2 protein-coding genes are annotated in these 1,604 nt (G+C 46.2%); both read right to left on the bottom strand.

What is annotated here, in order from left to right:
- Positions 1–59: 59 nt before the first annotated feature.
- Positions 60–542 carry a flavin reductase family protein gene (locus QUB13_RS22245; RefSeq protein ID WP_333089345.1) on the bottom strand — a complete coding sequence of 161 codons (483 nt, stop codon included), beginning with the start codon at positions 540–542 and terminating at the stop codon, positions 60–62.
- Positions 543–691: 149 nt separating this feature from the next.
- The coding region (locus QUB13_RS22240) for a dienelactone hydrolase family protein (RefSeq protein ID WP_333384868.1) at positions 692–1,604 on the bottom strand (913 nt) is incomplete at its 5' end.

Here is a 1,604-nt window from a genome sequence, read left to right as displayed (position 1 = left end):
TAACAACTGACAACTGACAACTGACAATTGCCAATTGCCAATTGCCAATTGCCAAGTTTTTAGCCGCCGTAATTCCAACCAGTGCTTTCTAATAGCAACGGATCGCCTTCTCGGTGAACGCCGGCGGCTACCACTTCTCCGACATACACCGTATGATCACCGTGTTTTACAGCACCGACAACATTGCACTCAATGTAACCCAGAGAGTCGGAGATGATCGGACAACCAGTTTCGGCCCCGGCATAAAATTCTACATCCTCAAATTTATTGCCAACGCGGCGCTGCGGCTTGAAGAATTTCTGGGCTAACTCTTTTTGTCCTGCTTCTAGGAAACTCAACGCAAAGACTCCGCTGGCTTCAATCATGGCGTGGGATTTTGAGTCTTGCTTGACGCAGTTAACGACTAAGGGAGGGGTAAAGGAAGATTGCATCACCCAGCTAGCGGTGAAACCGTTGAGTTCCTCTCCGTCTTTGACACCGCAAATGTACAATCCGTGAGGGATTTTGCGTAGGATGGTCTTTTTAGCTTGTTCGTCTAGCACGGGCTTACCTGTTCGATCCATAATTCTACACCGCTCAGTTTACCAATATCGGGATCGCAAACCCAACTGTCTTAAGGGCTATTCGCTAATATTGACTTTTTCCAGCCCAAACTTTACACCAGTTTTAAGCCAAAATTAACAACTCAAAACTATTGTGCAACTCCGTGTTTTTTAAACCAATCTTGCATCCGTTTCCAAGCATCCTCAGCTTCTTTTTCCCGGTAACTGGGGCGATAGTCGGCGTTAAAACCGTGCGGCGCATCTGCATAAACCACAATTTCGGAACCGCTGCTGCCAGTTTTGAGAACTTCCCGCATTTTCTCGACTGTATCGTTGGGAATTGACTCGTCTTTGCCGCCGTAAAGCCCCAATACTGGCACTGTCAAAGTTGCTGCAAGGTCGATCGGATGTTTGGGAGTTAAAGCCGTTGAATCGCCAACCAAACGCCCGTACCAAGCAACTCCTGCTTTGACTTTTGGGTTGTGGGCCGCGTACATCCAAACAATTCGGCCTCCCCAGCAAAATCCTGTAATTCCCAACTTATTAATATTGCCTTTTCCTGACTTTTGTGCCCACTCTACGGTAGCATCTAAATCGGACATAACTTGAGCGTCGGGAACTTTCGAGACAACTTTACTAATAATTTCTTGAATGTCGGTGATTTTAGAAACATCGCCTTGACGGGAAAACATTTCTGGGGCGATCGCCAAATAGCCTAATTTGGCAAAACGGCGGCAAATATCTTGAATGTATGCGTGAACTCCGAAGATTTCTTGAATTACTAAAATTACTGGAAAATTGCTGCCGCTGGCTGGCATTGCTCTGTAGGCTGGAATTGAGCCGTCTTTTACGGGAATTTTTACCTCACCTGCTATTAAACCAGCAGCATCCGTATTGATAACGGCAGCCGCAATAGGATGAACTGCTAAGGCAAATCCGGCGCTTAATGCGGTGACAGTGATAAATTGTCTGCGAGTTAAATCTTTCATGGGGAATTGGGAATTGGGAATTGGGAATTGGGAATTGGGAATTGGGAATTGGGAATTGGGAATTGGGAATTGG

The sequence above is a fragment of the Microcoleus sp. B4-D4 genome (genome assembly GCF_036705185.1).
In the GTDB taxonomy this organism is placed as follows: domain Bacteria; phylum Cyanobacteriota; class Cyanobacteriia; order Cyanobacteriales; family Microcoleaceae; genus Microcoleus.
The sequence above is the reverse complement of the archived record's forward strand: the minus strand, read 5'-3'. Positions and strand labels throughout refer to the sequence as shown.